Genomic DNA, 18,253 nt, shown 5'->3' on the forward strand with positions numbered 1-18,253 from the left:
GCCACACTGGCACAAATAAGGTCAATCGTTCTTAAAAATATGGAAATAACGCTATATTAAAAAATTTCAGTAATACTTAAAATTACTTAACATAGAATTTTATGAATATTTCACAGCCATCGAAGATGGACAGCAAATAGACATCTTCAAAGTGCCGTCGCCTAAATCTTCATTGGACTGTCATGTTGTATTAAGAGAATTTTAGATCCTTCGAGACAGTTTCGAGACCAGTTGTACCTCGTGTCATTACCAATCTATTCAGGGCTTATGATGATGTGGGGTTATGTCGTGCCGGACCGCATAGTGGAAACCGGTTTTTGAACAAACGATGCAGAAACAAACGCGATAGCAACGTGCCGATCCGGCTTTGTGCACATTGCTATAAACTCAATTTAAACTGCCGACCGCGTGGGGCTATGGGGTGTCTTCACATGCGCAATTTCGGTGTCAGGATATATTTCGGATGGCTAGAAATTTGAATCTGATGTCCAAGATTCTGATCGCCGCATGTGCGGCTGTTGTCTTGGTGCTGTGTGGATTTTCGTTCTATATTGATAATCTTCAGCGCTCGACCATTGGTAAGACTGTGGTGGACGAAATCAATTCTTCCGGCCTGCAAGCCTCTGAAAGCATTGCCAATTGGCTGAACGCCCGCGTGATGCTGACGGAATTCGCAGGTCAGGCTGCCGGCAAGATCGGCACGCCAGAGGGAATTTTGACCGAGTTTGACAATCCGGTGCTGCTGCGCGAATTCATGTCCACCTATGTCGGCCATCAGGCGGATGGCAAGTTTACCTCGGTTCCGTTCCAGCCTCTGCCGGAAGGCTATGATCCCCGCATTCGTCCCTGGTATCAAGGCGCGGTCAAGGCAAATAAGGTCGTGCTGACAGAGCCATATACCGACGCATCAACAGGGCAGTTGATCCTAAGTGCGGCGGTGCCGGTGAAAAGAGAGGGCCAATTATATGGCGTCGCTGCCAGCGATTTCTCCTTGAAAACGCTGGTGGGTCTGATCAAGGCCGTTGATATTGGCGGCAAGGGTTCGGCTTTTCTGGTCAACGGCAATGGCACGATTCTGGTTCATCCAGATCAGGCATTGGTGACAAAGACGCTTTCGGATGTCTTTCCGGCTGAAACACCGAAAATCGGTGGTGGCTTGGTGGAAAGCCAGTTCGCCGGTAAGCCGGTGCTGGTCAACTTCATGCCGATTAAGGGCCTGCCGGTCGATGGCTGGTATCTGGCGCTGGTGGTGGATGAGGCAAAGGCCTATGCCGCAATAGGCGAGTTCCGTCTTGCTGCCGTGATTGCCACGATGATTGGCGTGATCGCCATGATCGGTATTCTCGCTCTGGTGCTCTCGACCCTGGTGGTGCGTCCTGTGGTGCAGATGACCACGGCGATGAGCAAGCTGGCCGGTGGCGATGTGTCCGCCGCCATTCCCGGCGTGCAGCGCGGCGATGAGATCGGCCAGATGGGTGCGGCGGTCGCTGTATTCCGTGATAACGCTATCGAGCGGGTTCGTCTCGAACGCGAGGCTGACTCGACCCGCACGATGAGTGAACAGGAACGCCGCGAGCGAGAAGCCGCAAAAGCACGTGAAGCAGAACAGGTGTCCTTTGCGGTACATGCGCTGGCTGATGGACTTGGCAGGCTTGCCGATGGTGATCTGGCCCATAGTATCGAGACACCTTTTGCCGGTGATCTTGAGCGGCTGCGCTTCGACTTCAATGCAGCAGTGGCAAAGCTGCACGATGCCATGGCTGCCGTAGGCCAAAACGCCAGACAGATTGATGGCGGCGCCATGGAAATCCGCGCCTCGGCTGATAATCTTGCACGCCGCACAGAACAGCAGGCCGCCTCGGTTGAGCAGACCGCAGCGGCGCTGGAAGAAGTAACAACCACCGTCAGAGATAGTGCCCACCGCGCCGAAGAAGTGGGCCAGATCGTGACCCGTGCACGCGGCGGGGCGGAAAAATCCGGCAAGATTGTCCAGAATGCTGTTAATGCCATGGAAGCCATCGAGACATCCGCCAACCAGATTTCCAACATTATCGGGGTGATTGACGAAATCGCCTTCCAGACCAATCTTCTCGCTCTCAACGCGGGCGTGGAAGCAGCCCGCGCCGGTGAGGCGGGCAAGGGATTTGCCGTTGTCGCCCAGGAAGTGCGCGAACTAGCCCAACGTTCGGCAACGGCCGCCAAGGAAATCAAGCAATTGATCCAGGTCTCGGGAGAGCAGGTGGCAAATGGCGTATCGCTGGTAAGCCAGACCGGTGAAGCACTGGACGGCATTATCAATGAGGTTCAGGAAATCAACAAGCATATCAATGCTATCGTTGTCGCCTCCCGTGAACAGTCACAGGGATTGCAGGAAATCAACGCCGCTGTGAATGTGATGGATCAGGGCACGCAACAAAATGCCGCCATGGTCGAAGAGCAAACAGCGGCAAGCCATGGACTGGCGCAAGAAGCGGCTGCCCTGACCGAATTGCTGGCGCAATTCAGACTGGCCCGGGAGCCTGCAAACCTTACGCAACGGCGCGCCGCCTGACGGGACTTGTTACCAAGGCGAGGATGCATAAGCATCTTCGACCCCTTTGTATAAGGTGTTATGCGATAGGCTAAACCGGGTGCCGTTTCCGCAATCAATATCAGGCAATCACTTTCTGGCCAGAAATGCCTCGAACGCCGCCCGTGCCTCGGCACTTTTCAGCCGGGCGGCAAAATGCGCCAGCTCTTCGTCCAGGCGGGCCAGAACCAGGCTGCGGTCGCCGCGCAGAAGGTCGCGGGAGATTTTCAGGGCCTGGGGCGGCTTTTTGGCAAGGTTTGCGGCGAGCGCCAGGGTTTCGCGCTCGACTGCATCCGGCTCGACCACTTTCCAGATCAACCCGGCGTCGCGCGCTTGCTCGGCTGAAAACCCTTCCCCCAGCGCCAGAAGCGCGAAAGCGCGCTGGTGGCCCATGGCAAGTGGCGCAAGCAGGCTGGAAGCCGCTTCCGGCACCAGCGCCAGATCGACGAACGGCGTCTTGAACAGGCTGCGGCTGGAGGCAATCGTCAGGTCGCAATGCATGTTGAGGGTCGTGCCGATGCCGATGGCGAGACCATCAACGCCTGATACCAACGGCTTTTCCGCCGCCACCAAAGCCCGCAGCACCAGGGCCGCCGCCGGAAGTTTGCTGCCGTCAGACAGGGCATAGGCGAGAAAATCCCCCATATCATTGCCTGCGGTAAAACAGCCTTCGGTGCCAAGGAACGCCACGGCACGCACCGTGTCATCGCCCTGCGCCTCATTCAGGGCGGCGGTGATGCGGTGGTACATCGCCTCGGTAATCGCATTCTTCTTATCCGGCCGGTTGAAGCGGATGACCAACACGCCGGGATGGGTTTCGGGCCGCTCGACAAGGATATGCTCGCTCATGATTTAGGCCTCCAGCACCGCGCGGGCAGCAGCAAGACTAGCCCCACCGCCGACCACCGCCTGTTTCAGGCCGGAACTTTCGCCCAAGAGGTTTTCGGCCACGAACCGGCAAAGCGCCACGCGCTTGTCGTCTTCCCCCTGCGCCAAAGCCCCCTTGGCCAGATAGGCGCCGGTCAGGGTCAGGCCAAACAGCCGCTGATAGGGCGTTGCACCAGCCAAGGCGTCAACCTGCGCACCCTCGCCTAGCCGGACCAACAGATATTCCGTCGCATCTTCGAGATCGCGGATCGCGGCAAGCAGCCGGGTCGCCGTTTCGCCGAAGCCGGGCCGATTACTGGCATCGACAGCCACGGCAAGGGCTTTCAACTCGCTGAGGAAGCCACGCACATGCGCGCCCTCGGCCAGCGACAGCTTGCGCACCACGAGATCGATGGCCTGGATACCGTTCGTGCCTTCATAGATCGGCGCGATGCGGGCGTCGCGCAACAGACGGGCAGCGCCCGTCTCCTCGATAAAGCCCATGCCGCCATGCACCTGAATGCCCATGGAGGCGACATCGAAGCCGATATCGGTGGCAAAGCTCTTGGCAATCGGCGTCAAAAACGCGGCGCGCGCCTGCCAATGGCGGGCCTCCTCGCCTTCGCTATGGTGGCTCATGTCGATGGCATGGGCGCAGGAATAGCAGATGGCCCGCGCCCCTTGGGTCAGCGCCTTCATGGTCAAAAGCGTGCGGGCCACATCCGGGTGCTCAATGATCGGGCTCATGCCCGCACCGGTCCAGCCCGGTGCCTTGCCCTGGGTGCGCTCTCGTGCATAGGCGGTGGCAAGCTGGGTGGCGGCTTCAGCAATCGCCACACCCTGCATGCCGACGGCCAGCCGCGCATTGTTCATCATCGTGAACATGCAGGCCAGACCCTTGTTTTCCTCACCGATCACATAGCCAATCGCCCCCGGATCATCGCCAAACCGGCCATCGCCAAAAATCATCGTGCAGGTGGGAGAGCCGTGAATACCCAGCTTATGCTCCAGCGAATGGCAAAACAGGTCATTGCGCGCGCCAAGCGAGCCATCGTCATTCACCAGAAATTTCGGCACCAGAAACAGTGAGATGCCGCGTGTACCCGCAGGCGCATCGGGAAGCCGCGCCAGAACCAGATGGATGATATTGTCTGTGGCGTCGTGTTCGCCCCAGGTGATGTAAATCTTCTGGCCGAAAATCCGATAGGTGCCATCGTTTTGGCGCTCGGCGCGGGTTTTCATCACACCCAGATCAGAGCCTGCATGGGGTTCGGTGAGATTCATGCTGGCCATCCATTCACCGGAGACCATTCTGTGCAGGAATTTTTCCTTCAAGGCCTCGCTGCCATGGGCCGTTAATGCCTCTGAAGCGCCCATGGTCAAGACTGGCCCCAGTGCAAAGCCCATGGAGCCGGAATTCCACATTTCCAGTGCAGCGACATTGAGCAGATGTGGCAGGCCCTGGCCGCCATAGCGCTCCTCGGCAACCAGCCCGTTCCAGCCGCCTTCAGCCCAGCGACGATAGAGATCCGCCCAGCCATCCGGCAATTGCACCTTGCCATCCACAAGTTTCGCGCCCTGCCGGTCGCCATTTGCGGCCAGCGGTGCGATCTCATTGGCAGCAAACCGACCAGCCTCCTCCAGAATGGCATCGGTCAAATCCTCGGAAAGGTCGCCGAACCGGCCCTCTTCCAAAGCCTGCGCCATGCCGGCAACCTGTTTCAGGGTAAAGGCAATCTCCTCCACGGGGGCCTTGTACATCGCGTTCTCCTCCGTCAAATCCCGGCTTGCAGCGGGCCACTCCCGACCCGGATAGTTCCTGATACTTCAGCTAATTGATTTTTACGTAAACGTCAATAAATCGCAAGCTCATTCGGGCCATGCGCGCTGTTGATCCGGGCGTCACAATCGGCGCATATAGCGTAGGCACAGCCGGTGGCCAAAAGTGTATGAGACGCGATGCGAGGAAGTTCGGTACCATGCTGACAGCGACGACCCCTATTCCCGGTCTGGTTTGGGCCTATCATATCGACGCCCGCCACCAGAGCGCCACCCGCCTGCCGATGGATGCGACACTGACGGGTCTGATGCCGGAACAAGGGTTTCTCTGGCTGCACCTCAATCTTGCCGACGTGCGGGTGCCGGGCTTTATCGAGCAGTTTCCGGGCCTGAGCGAAGCGGCCCGCGCCGCCCTGATCAATCACGAACATCACGCAGCGCTCTCGGTGGACGAGCAGCTGATCTATGGGACGCTGGTGGATTTTCAGCGCGAATTTGCCGCCGCCACCCGGGACATCGGCTGGCTACATTTTGCCCTTTCGGACCGGTTCATCATCACCACACGGCTGCAACCGATCCGCTCGGTGGATATTCTGCGCGGTGCCATTGAGAAAAACCCGGCGAAATTCGCCTCCCCCATGCAGGTCTATGAAGTGCTGGTGGCGGAGTTTCAGCGCGGCATCATGGCGCTGGTGCTGGAACTGATGGAAGAGATCAACCGCATCGAAGACGTCGTCTATGATGAAGACATGCGCGACGAGCGCACCCAGCTTGCGCCGCTGCGCAGGGTGATCGTGCGGCTGCATCGGCATTTGCGGGGCATGCTGAGCATGATGCGGCGCGCCAATGCCGTAGACGAGGATGAAATGCCCGCCGGTTTCGAAGATGTGGCGAGCCGCCTGACCAACCGGCTGGAAGCCGCTGACCACGATGTCTACGCCCTGCATGAGCGCGCCCGGCTATTGCATGAAGAAATCGACAGCAAGCTCTCCTCCGAGACCAACCGTCATCTCTATATCCTGTCGCTGATGACGGCCTTTCTGCTGCCGCCCTCGCTGGTCACAGGCTTTTTCGGGATGAACACCTCGCATTTGCCTTTTACCAGCGGGCCGGAAGGATCGGCCTATGCGATTGCCTTTATCCTCGGGTCGATTTTTCTCGCCTGGTTTATCCTGAAGCGCGCCAGAATTCTCTGAAAACGCAAGAGGCCCGGCGCAATCAGCACCGGGCGCTTCATCAATGAACAATAACGCTTAATAGTAAGGCGAATAGCACTGCTGACGCGCACCGCTATAAGTCACGAACGTATTGCTATAGGAATCATAGCTGCGGTAGCGACCAGCGCACCAATCATAATGGCGCGGATTGATGCCATTGCTATAGGCGGGCGCAGCGGGTGCCGGGCGTGGCTGCGAGGCGATGGCCCCACCGATCAGCGCACCGGCGGCAAAGGCTGCCAGCGGATACCAATGACCGTCATGATGACGGCGATAGCCGGGGCGCGGGCCATCATAACCCCGGTAGCCACGGTAATAGCCACCGCCTCGTCCGTAACCATCGTCATAGCCGCGCCACTGAACCTGTTCCACCGGAACAGCAGATTGCGCAACTGGCTGCAAAGTGTTCAGAGGCATGGCATCAGCGGATATAAAAGAGGTTGCCAGAACTGCCAATGCCGTACCGGCCACTGCAATGCGCTTGGTAAGGGTCATGATCGTCGTCTCCATATGATCAATAGAGATAGGGAGGGGAAGCTCGCCTGTCCAGATCACGTCTCATCACACTTGTTGGACACATGATACGGAACGGCAATACTTGCCCTTATTGCCCTCACCCTAGCCAGGTGCGGATGAACCGGCGATTAATACATCTGCCACTCGCCTGTCCGCTGCCAGACAAGCCTCGCGAAACGCAGCCGGCCTAAAGCTTGGGAAAGTTTCTTTTAACAAGCATCCGGTAATTTACTTGTATCCGGTCATTCACTTGGGCGACAGCCAATGCGGCAGCTCGTCATCCTTTGTGTGGAGAGTGCGTTCGATGTCCAAACTGAGATATTATGCCGCCCCCAAAACGACGGCTCTCGAAAACAAGCCTCCCAAGGCCGTCCACAGCGAATTCCTGCGGACCGGCAAGATCATCCGCGACGAGGATGACTGGCTGGCCGACGAAAAGCGCTATCTGACCCACGAGGAAGTGGCAGTGCGCACCGCACGGCGGCTGGAAGTGGCGGCAGAGACCACCCATCAGCGCATCAACGGCTTTCACAAGTCCATCCGCTTTCCCAAACTGCTGTTTCATCAGACACTTCAGGATATTCCGCATCTGGGTTACTGTCATGTCACGGCATCGCGGTCGAATTTCGCCCAATATGCCGATGTGAAATGGGCTTTCTACTTCGCCAATTTCAATGCCGAGGTCGGCGGCGAGGATAGTTTCTTCCGCAAAATCACCCCGCAATATGGCCGGATGTATTTTGCCGTAGCGCTGAAGCCCGACAGGGCCAAACGCGCAATGACCGTGGATCGCTCGATCCGCGAAGACGGCCTGCTGTTTCGCACCAGCGATCCGAAAGTGGCGCTGAAAAACGTGCTGCTCTTGGGCGCTCGCACCTCGGCACTGCGCAAGATCATCGCCAGTATGTGACAGTCTATCCAATAATCGCCGCTGGCCGTCTGCAAATGGCAATTTCTCCGCTTGCCTGCTTCATTCGCATTTCCAAACGGAAAACCGCTTCGCACTTTTCCTGGAATGCTTGTACTCACGTACCTTAAGTAAGCTGCGTTCGGGTTCTCGAAATCACCATTTTCGCCAGGCCAGCAGCAATTCTTGAACAGACTGTAAGACAAGCGAGGACTGATCCTTCGGATCAGACCTCGATTTCGACGTCGCCTGTCGGGCGTGAACAGCAGGCAAGGATGTAACCTTCCTCTATTTCGTCATCGAGAATGCCGCCATTGTGGTTCATTTCCACGTCGCCCGACAGCTTCATCACCCGGCAGGTGCCGCAGAGGCCGGATTCGCAGGCGGCACCGATGCGCACGCCGATGGAGCGGGCAGCTTGCAGCACGGTAAAGCCCGGCTCGCACAGCGCTTCCTTGCCCGCCAGCGTGAAGGCGACCTTATGCGGCTTCACCTCGCCTGTGGGATCGGCCACCACCACCATCGGCTCGGGCGCCACCGGCTGGAAGGTTTCCTCGTGGTAGCGGCTCATGTCGAATCCGGCACCGGCCAGCGATTCCCGGACTGTTGCCATGAACGGTTCCGGCCCACAGCAGAACACCGTGCGATCGAGAAAATCCGGTGCCAACAGGCCGATTTTCGCCTTGTCGATAAAGCCACGCAGACCCGACCAGAGCTGCGAGCGCTGCAATTGCTCGACGATGAAGCCAAGCTGGAAGAAAGGTAGATAACGGGCCTTATATTCCAGTTCCCAGCGGAAAATGATATCATCCGGCGAGCGGGCGCAGTGGATGAAGGCGATGTCGCTATCGGGCTGGCGGTCGGCCATGTCGCGGGTCATCGACATCATCGGGGTAATGCCGGAGCCTGCCGAGATGAACAGATATTTCTCGCCCGGATGCTTCACATAGGAAAAATCACCGAGCGGCCCGAAGGCCTTGATCTTCATGCCCGGCTTGAGGTTTTCAAACATCCAGCGGGTGCCGATACTGTCCTTCTGCGCCTTGACCGTCACCGCCACCGTATAGGGCCGCGACGGGCTGGAGGACAGCGTATAGGTGCGCATCACAGGCTCCGGTCCAACCGGCAGTTCCAGCGTCACGAACTGGCCGGGCAGATAGCGGAACCAATGGCCCGGCCTGTCCGACTTGAAGGTGAAGGTCATCACGTCAGGCGCTTCCGGCGTCCAGGCCACGCATTCCAGCAGATGTTCCCGGTCCGACCAGGGCCGCATCTCATCGACATGCCGATAGATCTTGTCCACCGCCATGATCAGGCCACGACCGACAAGGGGGATTTCTGCGCGGATTTATCGCCTCCCAGACGGTCCACCATGAAATTGGCATACCATTCGACGAACTGCATCACGCCGCCTTCATGATCGGGCGAATAGGGGCCGGGCTCATAAGCGGGCGAACGAATGCCAAAGGCATTTTCCTCGACAATCGACCGGTCCTGGTCGTTGGTCATGTTCCAGACATGGGTGAGGTCGTGGAGATTGTAATCCACCCCTTCCACCGCATCCTTATGCACCAGCCAGGTGGTGGTGACGGCGGTTTCCTCGGCACTCAAGGGCAGGACGCGGAAGGTGATAGCGTGGTCGCCAAGCAGATGATTCCAGGTGGTCGGATAGTGGAACATCAGCATCGTGCCGATATGGGAAATGGTGACATCATCGGACAGCGGGCGCTTGACGGCCCGCTTGCCATCCATCGTATAGCTTTCAGCATCCTGCACCAGCGGCATGCGGGCGACACGGAACTGGCCGCTCTGATGCATGGTGAAGGCGCTGGGCAGGTTTGCCGCCTCGCAGCGCTGCCAATGCTCGGTAATCACAGGATCGTCACCCGCGCCCTGCACGCCGGTGGCGCTTGGCGCTTCCGGATAGGTGCGGCACAATTCCGGGTGATTGCCAGCGCAATGGTAGCATTCCCGGTTGTTTTCCCAGACCAGCTTCCAATTGCCCTTTTCGACAATGGTGTTGCGATGGGCAATCTTGGCTTCGCTGAGCCGGTGCGGCTGAAGATAAGGCAAGGCTGTAGCGCGGTAGCTGGCGAAATCCTCCGGCACCTCTGCCAGACAGATGAAGATATAGCCGCCAAAGCTTTCGCAAGCGACCGGCTTCATTCCATGCTGGCTCTTGTCGAAATCCTCGCCCATCTGACGGGCAAACACCAGCGATCCATCCAGATCATAGGTCCACTGGTGATAGGGACAGACCAGCTTTGCCGACGCGCCGCGTTCCTGTGTGCAGACCCGGTGGCCGCGATGGCGACAGGTATTATGGAACGCACGGATCACCCCATCGCGCCCGCGCACAACGACGACAGGATAATCGCCAATCTGCACGGTAAAATAATTGCCAGCTCTCGGAATTTCGCAATCATGCCCCATGAACAGCCAGTCGCGGTACCAGATCAGCTCCATATCGAGCTTGAAGTAATCCCTGTCGATATAGAAGGGCTGTTCCAGACTATAGCCTTCGCGGCGATTTTTCAGCTGGCGCAGAACGGTGCTGTGAATATCCATGATACCCTCGTTTTCCAACCGGCGCGGGAGCATCGAAAGAAAGGGGACATACCCGCCTACCTGCGACAGCACAGCGCGACCTATGCCTCATAACCCGCCCATACCTTCAAACCTCGATTCTAACCCATCAATCAGATCAGAACCATTGTTTTTCAGAGGATTTGAGCTTTTTCCCATCTAGCCACAAGCGCGCCACCCACGCCGCCTTGGCCTACGACATCGCAGATATGGATTGCGACATGGGGTGATTTGGGTGGGGAGTGTATTGGGGGGATAGGATTGCGGCCGCCGTAACATCCGCAGGATAGACATCACGAGACCGGCAAATATCGGCAGGCTACCCGCAACGACAAGACCCGCCAATCCGATAGCATCGGATAGCGAGTCAATTGTTGCCATTTTTGGGAACGTCATCAGCGCGTTATAGCCGCATCAAAAAACGCCCCGACGTTTCCGCCCTTCACACGACCTTCACGCCGCATAGGACATACCGGAATTCCCCGCACTGCGGCCAATCTGGAACTGCCCCAGCAATTGGCGAAGCTTATTCACCTCGCCTGCCAGCGAGGCGCTGGCGGCGGTGGTTTCTTCGACCATGGCGGCGTTTTGTTGGGTCATCTGGTCCATGTGGTTGACGGCGCTGTTGACCTGGGTAAGGCCCACGGATTGCTCCTGCGCCGAGGTGGCGATGGCATCCATATGGCCGTTTGCGGTGGAGACGTAATCTTCGATGGTTTTGAGCACGCTGCCGGTGTCGCGCACGAGGTTGACGCCATTGCCCACTTCCTCGGAAGAATTGCGGATCAGTTCCTTGATTTCCTTGGCGGCCTGCGCCGAGCGTTGGGCCAGTTCGCGCACTTCCTGTGCCACCACCGCAAAGCCCTTGCCCGCTTCGCCTGCACGGGCGGCTTCAACGCCGGCGTTCAGGGCCAGAAGGTTGGTCTGGAAGGCAATTTCGTCGATCACCCCGATGATGTTGGAGATCTGGCTGGAGGATGCCTCGATGCGCTGCATGGCATCGACGGCACTGGCCACCACCTGGCCGGATTGGCGGGCTGCCTTGTTGGCCTCAATCACCACGGCGCGGGCTTCCTGGGTGCGCTTGGCCGAGTTGGAGACATTCACGGTGATTTCATCCAGCGCGGCAGAGGTTTCTTCAAGGGCTGCCGCCTGCTGTTCCGTGCGTTTAGAGAGATCACCTGCGCCAGACGCAATCTCAGTAGAACCGTTATTGATGTTGCTGACAGAGTCGAGGATAGCGCCCATGGTTTCACCCAGCGTGCGCACCGATTGATTAAAGTCCTGCCGCAGGCTTTCAAACTCTTCTGAAAAGGCTTCGCGCAGCTCAACCGTCAGATCGCCGCTGGCCAAGCGCCGCAGACCTGCGGCCAGACCGGAGGTTGCAATTATCAAGCGTTCGCGGGCATCTTCCTCGGCCTTCAGCTGCGTCTGGATACGCTCCTGTTCGGCACGGCGGCGGTTGGTTTCCGCCTCTGCCTCCAGCTGGCGCTTGGCAACGGCATCTTCGCGGAAAACCTCAACGGCATCGCACATCAGGCCAATTTCATCGCCCCGTGGGCCAAAATCAGCCCTACGGCTTGTATCGCCCGAGGAGAGCCTGTTCATGGCTTCAACCAGCAATTTGATCGGTATCACCACGGTGCTGCGTAACACAAAGGCCGTTGCAATCAGCACCAGCACAATCAGGATCTGGATCGTGCCATTGATGGTCTCGGAGCGTGCTTCCGTCGCCTGAAGAGAGCTGCGGGCATCCGTCGTTACCTTGCGGGACGCCGCAACCGCGCTTTGAATGGACTCGTTGAGTTTCGAGGTGATTGGTCTGGTATATTGGTCACGGCGGGCGGTCAGCGCGACAAGGTCCTGACTTTGCTGCGCCCGCTGCTCTTTGACGAAATCCTTGATCTTGATGGAAGCCGTTGCGTAGTCGCCGAGACCTGTCGAAATGGCCTGCAACGCGCTCGGATTTTCAGCAACGCGCATCGCCTCTTTCAGACTGTTTTGACCGTTGAGGGCTGATTTATTGACCGCGGCCAGCTCGTCATCCACCTCCTTGACGGTGGGTGCGAGCATGATGTTGCGTACACCGCTCTTCATCTCCACAAATGCTTTCTCGCTGGCACTAATACCATCGAGAACCGTCTGTTCACGCGCGACAATGTCCTGCGCTGCCTTGATCGTGCTGTTCGTCCACTGCTGGTTGGCAACCATGCCCACAACCATGGCCACGCCAAGCCCCGAGGCAATGTAGATCTTCTTTGCGATGGTGATATTTGATAAAAACGACATTGTCTTTCCCCGTATAGGGCTTTCCGCCCCCACCCATGATGACAAAAGCTAGCCCCGCGACTGCGACCACAGACGAACGGTGCGATGTGTGAAAGACCCGCAAAATCAGAAAATCACAGCATAGAGATATCCGCTGGGCCCCAGCCAAACGGATCATCAAACGCACATGATGGTTCAAGGCCGATAGAGCCTCTTTGCCGATTTGCCGTTGCGGGCTGGCTATCATTCCATCCGGACAACAGGGTGCCTGCATTGTCATAAAGCAGGCCACTCAATTTCATGAAACGCTCAAAACGTGCAGATGCATCTGCAACAACCCAATATTGGAAACATTAACTTAAGCATCTCTTAATTTAATGCACTCAAAACAGGAGATGCTAAATTATTTTGCACTTATAACGTTATTTGCTGCGGGAGCGGTGCGCAGCAAATTGAATGCCCCCTGAAAGGGACGTATCGCGATACAGAAGAAGCGAGCCGCGAATAGGCGGGAGAAAAGAGTTTGTCAGGACAAATTGGAAACCGGCCTTCTCAAGAATACAACCGAAAACAAAGAAACCTACAGCGCGCTGCGCCTTATATGGCGCAGGGCGCTGTCGATCATGTCCTGGGTCGCGCGTTCACCTGTCGCACCGCGAAACTGGACAGCGAGGAGCGCCACGGCCTTGATGTGAGTTCACGCTGAAGCGCGAATTTCGGCGCTCGACTGAAATGCCCCCTCTGGAATGGCGCCGCAACCGAACAAATGCGAGCGCCCTCCGCGAGTAGGTCCTATTTCAGGATTGAGTACGTTCTGGATCGTGTTTTGGGTCGCGCCGTTTAACAGCTCCCCCATACTAGCGTTATGAACATGATACCAGAAAATGATCGAAAACTCCTTGAGACGCTTAAGTCGCTTTCACTTGAGCCCTCGCTTCAAACGCAAGAGTCGCCGGACAAAAGGTCGCGGCGCCTTTTATATGGTGCTGGTTTTATCGCACTGCTGATCAGCGCCGTAGGCGCTGGAACCTTCATTTGGCCCGATGACATCAATCGCGTCAAAGAAGGATTGTCGCAACGATGGCTGAGCCAAAAGGCAGAGCCAATTTTAGCCGTGGAAACGGCTGGGGAAAATGATGCTTCCTCATCCATACCGCGAAAGCCTGGTCCGGTTGCGGCCAGAGAAATAACCGGTTCCGGATATGTCGTGGCTTCAAACGCTGTCTCGGTCTATTCAAAATACGAAGGCCAGATCCGCTCTGTCAGCGTAGAAATAGGCCAGCGTGTAGAGGCTGGTCAGACGCTTATCGTTCTTGATGACTCGACCAGCCACCTCGAACTCGAGCAGGCACAATCAGACAAAATTTCTGCTCGCCTGACACTCGAAGCCAAGAGAATTGAACTCGACCAAGCAGAGGCCAATTTTCTTCGTTCTGAGACACTTGCCGATAAACAGGCTGTTTCCAAGGAGGACCTGTTACAGGCCAGAACCACTTATAACAGCGCAAATAATGCACTTGCTCAAGCGCAGCAAAGTCTGGCCAAGGCCGATCTTGACGTTAAAATTGCGCAAGATAAAGTTGACGATTTCGTGTTGAGAGCGCCAATTTCCGGGACGGTTACGGAACTGAATGCTCATACAGGCGATATGGTTCTCTCCCGCTCGGATAGTGTGCGTGAAAATCAAAAGCTTCTGGCGATTACCGACACCACGACGCTGGTGATCGATGCGGATGTGGCAGAAACCAATATAGGGGCGATTGCCATTGGTCTCGCTGGTGAAGCTGTGCTTGACGGACTTCCCGATCGGCCATTCGCTGTGCAAATACAGCGGATAGCGCCTGTTGCCTCCCTTGAAAAAGGCACTGTTACCTTGCGCCTCAAACTCCAGGATCCGCCAGGCGGCATCCGACCAAACATGGCGGCGCGCATTCGCTTAGCTCAGAGCGCTGGAGAAAAATCCCAATGAGTCATCAAGAAGCCTACATTTCGCTCAGTGACGTCAAAAAAGGGTATAAAATCAGTGGAGAGATCATCCCGATATTCTCCAACCTCAACCTTGATATTCCCGGCGGAGATTTTGTTGCGATCATGGGGCCGTCAGGCTCTGGTAAATCCACCCTCCTCAACATGTTGGCGGGCATAGAACGACCTGACTTCGGCTCTTTGCGAATAGGCACAAGCCGCCTCGATCAAATGGGGGAGGCAGCGCGCGCGTCTTGGCGCGCCAATGGTATGGGTATCGTATTTCAATTTTACAATTTGTTACCCATGCTGAATGTTGCAGAAAACATCGAACTGCCGTTGCTACTCAAGCCTTTGTCGGCAAAAGACCGGCGGAGCCGAGTGCAAAAAGTGCTCGAACTCCTCGGCCTTGGAGACCGTGCTAAGCAATATCCCACGCTGATGTCAGGTGGTCAGCAACAACGGGTCGGCATCGCTCGAGCTATTGTTGCCGATCCAGCGTTACTGCTGTGCGACGAACCGACCGGCGATCTGGACCGAAAGTCTGCCGATGAGGTTCTCGAAATATTGCGTTTTCTGAACCGCGAGTTCGGGAAAACGATTGTCATGGTAACCCACGATCCTCAAGCGGCACTCTACGCTAAACGGACTCTCCATCTGGACAAGGGTTCGTTCATGGAAGAGCAGAGGGCTACTCAATGACCTTCTTTGATCTGACCCGGAAAAATGCCTTACGCAAGCCTTTTCGAACGATATTGCTCATTATCTGTGTCACGGTCGCTTTCCTTATTTACGGCCTTACGGCAAGTTTCGTAAACGGCAGCCAAGGCGCATCGGGAGCAAGCGACGACATCCTGGGGGTTATGAGTGCCGCTGGCCGTACCCAGCCGCTTCCGATGTCTTACATGAACCGCCTCATCGCAGATCCGGACGTCTCAGCGTTAAACTTTATGATCCGCCTGCGAGGATTTGTTGTCACCGAAAAAAACGTGACGAGCGTTAGTGCGGTCGATCCACAGCGTCTCATGGAGACAAGTGGTAAAGAGCTCGCGCTGACGAAGGAACTCGTTAACGGGTTCAGCCAGCAGCGCAACAGAGTTCTTGTTGGCCGGGCGCTTGCCGAAGCTCAGGGATGGCAGATCGGGCAGACCATTACGGTCACAAGTTTCGACACCGCCAAACAAGATGGGAGCCGCGACTGGTCCTTCACGATTGCAGGCATTTTCGATGGCGAGACCGCCGCCACAGATACATATTTTATACTTGCTCAATATGACTATTTAAACGCATTGCGTGCGCATAATAAAGATACGATCGATGTTTTCGTTGTTCGTCCCAAAGCAAATGCTTCGGCCAGTGAACTTGCGGTGCGTATAGACGAGATGTTTTCGAACTCCGCCGCACCCACCCGCACACAATCGGAGAAGCAGTTTCTCGAGGCGTTCCTGCGCCAATATGCCGATGTCGGTCTCATCGTCAACCTTGTCGTTAGCGCTGCTTTTGTCACCCTGTTGATGATCACCGTTAATACGATGGTGTTTTCAGTACGTGAGCGAACGTTTGAAATCGGTGTGTTGAAAACGTTGGGCTTCTCCGGCATGCAGGTCATGCTGCTGATCCTCGGGGAAACATTGTTCATTTTCGCGGTCGGCGGAAGTATCGGCCTTTTATTTGCGAAGCTGGCCGTGACTATGAGCGATCCGGCACTCGGCCTGGTATTTTCCACGGCAATCCTTGCAAAGTCTGTGGTGATGATCGCAGCCCTCGGACTCGCAACCGGCGCACTTCCGGGCTTTAACGCACTCAGAATCCCCGTTATCGCAGCCTTCAGAGAAAGATAAGTTATGACTTTCAACCTTAGGCAGTCACTGGTGATGGTGCGGGCGAATCTCTATAGTTTGCCGCGACGCCTGCCGATTTCCTTATCGATGATCCTTTCTGTCGCACTGGTCGTTTGCGTCCTCGCTGGCTTTCTATCCATGGCAAGGGGTTTCGAAAAAACTCTGCGGAGTACAGGATCGCCTTCTGTTGCGGTTGTCCTCGGCGGTGGTACCAATCAGGAGACAGGTTCCGATATCCCACCATCCGTTATCCGCACGCTGGAAGCTAAAATAAGCGATATAGGTGTCGCACGCAGCAGCGACGGTGCGCTCATGCTCTCTCGTGAGATTGTGGTGACCGTGGATGTCAAGCCTGGCAAAGCTGCGGCCGGACGAACAATCGCATTGCGTGGCATGGACGCGGCTGGAATGTCGATCCGCGATAATATTTCGCTGTCTACAGGGCGGCCTTTCAAATCCGGCGCGCGCGAGATTGTCGTTGGTGATCGCTTTGCCCGTGAGTTGGGATTACATACGGGTGATACGGTTCGGCTCGGGACGGTCAACTGGACCGTTGTCGGGCAATTCTCCGCGCAAGGCAGTGCCTTCGAATCCGAAATATGGGCCGACCTCGATGCAATTCGTTCAGCGTTTGATCGTCAGGGACAGGTCCAAAGCCTACGACTACGCTTGTTTAACCCAACCTCTCTTCCCGCGCTTCAAAACGAACTCGCAACGATAACCACAACGCCGCTGATCGCTGTTTCGGAAGCTGATCTTTATGCAGCGCAATCGGGCCGAACAGCCAGCCTGATACGGCTGTTCGGCTGGCCTCTTGCAATATTGATGGCAATCGGCGCCACAGCAGGTGCGTTAAATACCATGATGAATTCTGTCTCTGATCGTAAAGTGGAAATCGCAACCTTTAGAGCTTTGGGTTTTACGCGTTTCTCGACATTCATCGGAACTTGGACTGAGGCCGTCCTACTTGCTGCAATCGGTGCGATAAGCGGACTGGCAATTTCATGGCTGGTCTTCAATGGATGGCAAGCCAGCACAATCGGCGCGAATGACGCTGGGATGGCATTTCAGTTAGCGGTTACTAGCGACGTCATGCTCGTCGCGGGAGCACTAGGGCTTACAATCGGCGTCATAGGTGGGGCATTACCAGCGATCACTGCCACAAGGCTTCCTATAGCAACGGCTCTAAGGTCGAACAGATAGTTTTTTACTGGTGGCTCGAACGCTGGGTCTACTGCATAATTCTTTAAACCGAAATCGGTTTAAAGAGAAAAATATGCAGTAGATATAAAGCGCTACAACGAACCTTTGTGCGCGATATAGGGCGCACAGCGCTGTAGGCGAAGAGCACGTTTGGCATCTTTCTGCCGACTGCTCTTCAACATTCAGAACCGCGAGGCTTTCTATGGAAGAGCACCGACGCGCAAATTCGCCTGGTTGATCAGCAACACCGCGCTGTTTATGCTCTTGTCCACGGCTCTTTGCGGCCAATCTTAGAGCACAGGACCGAAAAGTTGGAACCGGTTTTCGGATAAATCCGATGCGTAAACAAAACCTTAGAGCATAGTTCCGATTCCTATTTTCGGTCCGATGCTCTAGCCGCCTATCTTGGCTGTGACGACGTCAAGACTACACTTCAACCTAAGCCATTCAGGGGAACGTGCCGTTATTGTCGCCACGGACGCGGACCAAATTGGAGTTGATATCGAGCGGCTGCGGGCAAACCGGTTCCCACTTT

13 protein-coding genes are annotated in these 18,253 nt (G+C 56.2%); 7 read left to right on the forward strand and 6 right to left on the reverse strand.

From position 1 onward, the window contains the following. Nucleotides 1-463: 463 nt before the first annotated feature. Nucleotides 464-2,551, forward strand: a complete 2,088-nt coding sequence (locus IEI95_RS22600; protein ID WP_156531533.1) for a methyl-accepting chemotaxis protein — start codon at nucleotides 464-466, stop codon at nucleotides 2,549-2,551. Between the two features lie 108 nt (nucleotides 2,552-2,659). Here the strand turns inward: IEI95_RS22600 and IEI95_RS22605 are convergent, their stop codons facing one another. Both IEI95_RS22605 and IEI95_RS22610 read right to left on the reverse strand, forming a co-directional pair. Continuing rightward, nucleotides 2,660-3,418, reverse strand: coding sequence for a crotonase/enoyl-CoA hydratase family protein (locus tag IEI95_RS22605; RefSeq protein WP_156531532.1), 759 nt, complete (start codon nucleotides 3,416-3,418; stop codon nucleotides 2,660-2,662). Nucleotides 3,419-3,421: 3 nt separating this feature from the next. Next, nucleotides 3,422-5,197, reverse strand: a complete 1,776-nt coding sequence (locus IEI95_RS22610) for an acyl-CoA dehydrogenase (protein ID WP_194417061.1) — start codon at nucleotides 5,195-5,197, stop codon at nucleotides 3,422-3,424. Nucleotides 5,198-5,415: 218 nt separating this feature from the next. On the opposite strand from IEI95_RS22610, the gene IEI95_RS22615 reads away from it, so the two are divergent. Further along, nucleotides 5,416-6,411, forward strand: coding sequence for a transporter (locus IEI95_RS22615; protein WP_070151857.1), 996 nt, complete (start codon nucleotides 5,416-5,418; stop codon nucleotides 6,409-6,411). A gap of 57 nt (nucleotides 6,412-6,468) precedes the next feature. On the opposite strand, the gene IEI95_RS22620 is transcribed toward IEI95_RS22615, so the two are convergent. Then, nucleotides 6,469-6,927, reverse strand: coding sequence for a BA14K family protein (locus tag IEI95_RS22620; protein ID WP_156531530.1), 459 nt, complete (start codon nucleotides 6,925-6,927; stop codon nucleotides 6,469-6,471). A gap of 325 nt (nucleotides 6,928-7,252) precedes the next feature. Between IEI95_RS22620 and IEI95_RS22625 the strand changes: the two genes are divergently transcribed. Beyond that, nucleotides 7,253-7,858 (forward strand): DUF6656 family protein, encoded by a 606-nt coding sequence (locus tag IEI95_RS22625; RefSeq protein ID WP_071202547.1) that lies wholly within the window; start codon nucleotides 7,253-7,255, stop codon nucleotides 7,856-7,858. A 223-nt stretch (nucleotides 7,859-8,081) separates the two neighbouring features. Here the strand turns inward: IEI95_RS22625 and IEI95_RS22630 are convergent, their stop codons facing one another. The 3 genes from IEI95_RS22630 to IEI95_RS22640 form a co-directional block, all read right to left on the reverse strand. After that, nucleotides 8,082-9,164, reverse strand: a complete 1,083-nt coding sequence (locus tag IEI95_RS22630) for an FAD-binding oxidoreductase (RefSeq protein ID WP_041696280.1) — start codon at nucleotides 9,162-9,164, stop codon at nucleotides 8,082-8,084. A gap of 2 nt (nucleotides 9,165-9,166) precedes the next feature. Further along, nucleotides 9,167-10,423, reverse strand: coding sequence for an aromatic ring-hydroxylating oxygenase subunit alpha (locus IEI95_RS22635; protein WP_156531529.1), 1,257 nt, complete (start codon nucleotides 10,421-10,423; stop codon nucleotides 9,167-9,169). Nucleotides 10,424-10,894: 471 nt separating this feature from the next. Next, nucleotides 10,895-12,730 carry a methyl-accepting chemotaxis protein gene (locus IEI95_RS22640; RefSeq protein ID WP_156531528.1) on the reverse strand — a complete coding sequence of 612 codons (1,836 nt, stop codon included), beginning with the start codon at nucleotides 12,728-12,730 and terminating at the stop codon, nucleotides 10,895-10,897. Between the two features lie 850 nt (nucleotides 12,731-13,580). Between IEI95_RS22640 and IEI95_RS22645 the strand changes: the two genes are divergently transcribed. The 4 genes from IEI95_RS22645 to IEI95_RS22660 are packed head-to-tail and all read left to right on the forward strand — an operon-like array spanning nucleotide 13,581 to nucleotide 17,718. Beyond that, nucleotides 13,581-14,678: an efflux RND transporter periplasmic adaptor subunit gene (locus tag IEI95_RS22645; RefSeq protein ID WP_234934255.1), complete on the forward strand. Its 1,098-nt coding sequence runs from the start codon at nucleotides 13,581-13,583 to the stop codon at nucleotides 14,676-14,678. Further along, a complete protein-coding gene (locus IEI95_RS22650; protein ID WP_156531526.1) occupies nucleotides 14,675-15,376 on the forward strand; it encodes an ABC transporter ATP-binding protein in 702 nt (233 codons plus the stop codon). Before IEI95_RS22645 ends, IEI95_RS22650 begins: the two co-directional genes overlap by 4 nt. Beyond that, on the forward strand, nucleotides 15,373-16,515 hold the full coding sequence (locus IEI95_RS22655; RefSeq protein WP_156531525.1) for an ABC transporter permease: 1,143 nt from the start codon (nucleotides 15,373-15,375) through the stop codon (nucleotides 16,513-16,515). The genes IEI95_RS22650 and IEI95_RS22655 overlap by 4 nt, the downstream gene beginning before the upstream one ends. Nucleotides 16,516-16,518: 3 nt before the next feature. Next, on the forward strand, nucleotides 16,519-17,718 hold the full coding sequence (locus tag IEI95_RS22660; protein WP_156531524.1) for an ABC transporter permease: 1,200 nt from the start codon (nucleotides 16,519-16,521) through the stop codon (nucleotides 17,716-17,718). Nucleotides 17,719-18,253 lie beyond the last annotated feature (535 nt).

The organism is Agrobacterium vitis (assembly GCF_014926405.1).
Taxonomy (GTDB): domain Bacteria; phylum Pseudomonadota; class Alphaproteobacteria; order Rhizobiales; family Rhizobiaceae; genus Allorhizobium; species Allorhizobium vitis_H.

Bases quoted from the DNA above. Each gene is read 5' to 3' on its own strand.
- IEI95_RS22600 (WP_156531533.1), top strand. From the start codon at position 464: ATGGCTAGAAATTTGAATCTGATGTCCAAGATTCTGATCGCCGCATGT.
- IEI95_RS22605 (WP_156531532.1), bottom strand. From the start codon at position 3,418: ATGAGCGAGCATATCCTTGTCGAGCGGCCCGAAACCCATCCCGGCGTG.
- IEI95_RS22610 (WP_194417061.1), bottom strand. From the start codon at position 5,197: ATGTACAAGGCCCCCGTGGAGGAGATTGCCTTTACCCTGAAACAGGTT.
- IEI95_RS22615 (WP_070151857.1), top strand. From the start codon at position 5,416: ATGCTGACAGCGACGACCCCTATTCCCGGTCTGGTTTGGGCCTATCAT.
- IEI95_RS22620 (WP_156531530.1), bottom strand. From the start codon at position 6,927: ATGACCCTTACCAAGCGCATTGCAGTGGCCGGTACGGCATTGGCAGTT.
- IEI95_RS22625 (WP_071202547.1), top strand. From the start codon at position 7,253: ATGTCCAAACTGAGATATTATGCCGCCCCCAAAACGACGGCTCTCGAA.
- IEI95_RS22630 (WP_041696280.1), bottom strand. From the start codon at position 9,164: ATGGCGGTGGACAAGATCTATCGGCATGTCGATGAGATGCGGCCCTGG.
- IEI95_RS22635 (WP_156531529.1), bottom strand. From the start codon at position 10,423: ATGGATATTCACAGCACCGTTCTGCGCCAGCTGAAAAATCGCCGCGAA.
- IEI95_RS22640 (WP_156531528.1), bottom strand. From the start codon at position 12,730: ATGTCGTTTTTATCAAATATCACCATCGCAAAGAAGATCTACATTGCC.
- IEI95_RS22645 (WP_234934255.1), top strand. From the start codon at position 13,581: ATGATACCAGAAAATGATCGAAAACTCCTTGAGACGCTTAAGTCGCTT.
- IEI95_RS22650 (WP_156531526.1), top strand. From the start codon at position 14,675: ATGAGTCATCAAGAAGCCTACATTTCGCTCAGTGACGTCAAAAAAGGG.
- IEI95_RS22655 (WP_156531525.1), top strand. From the start codon at position 15,373: ATGACCTTCTTTGATCTGACCCGGAAAAATGCCTTACGCAAGCCTTTT.
- IEI95_RS22660 (WP_156531524.1), top strand. From the start codon at position 16,519: ATGACTTTCAACCTTAGGCAGTCACTGGTGATGGTGCGGGCGAATCTC.